The 536-nt window shown below is 70.7% G+C and carries 1 protein-coding gene; it reads right to left on the reverse strand.

The genetic code is table 11. The features are described from left to right. The coding region (locus tag D7X55_RS40275) for an OmpA family protein (protein ID WP_147470470.1) at positions 1-536 on the reverse strand (536 nt) is incomplete at both ends.

Consider the following 536-nt stretch of genomic DNA (forward strand, 5'->3'; position numbering starts at 1 on the left):
GGGCGGGCGGGGCCCGTCGCTCGGCGGCTGGATGGTGAACTCGACGCGGCGGTTGAGGGCCATGCCTTCCTCCGTCGCGTTGTCGGCCACGGGCATGCTGCGCCCGAAGCCCTGCGAGCACACGCGCTCCGCGGCGACGCCGCTCTCGATGAGGAAGCGCTTCACGCTGGCCGCGCGGCGCTTGGACAGCTCCAGGTTGTACTGGTCGCTGGCGCGCGAGTCGGTGTGGCCCTCGATGAGGATGCGGTCCATCCGCGGGTTCTCTTCCATCACCCGCGCGACCTCCTCCAGCACGGGGTAGGACTCGGAGAGGATGACGTCCTGGTCGGTGGCGAAGTTCACCTGCTCCAGGATGACGATCTTGTTCCCCGACGTGCGCGCGAGCGGGCAGCCGTCGCGGCCGCGCTTGCCCTGCGGGACGTCCGGGCACTTGTCGATGCGGTCCACCACGCCGTCGGAGTCCGCGTCGGTGTCCGGACAGCCGGCGTTCTCCACCGGGCCTTCGACGTTGGGGCAGCGGTCGCGCTCGCCAATGA

This window comes from Corallococcus sp. AB049A (assembly GCF_003668885.1).
GTDB classification, from domain to species: domain Bacteria; phylum Myxococcota; class Myxococcia; order Myxococcales; family Myxococcaceae; genus Corallococcus; species Corallococcus interemptor.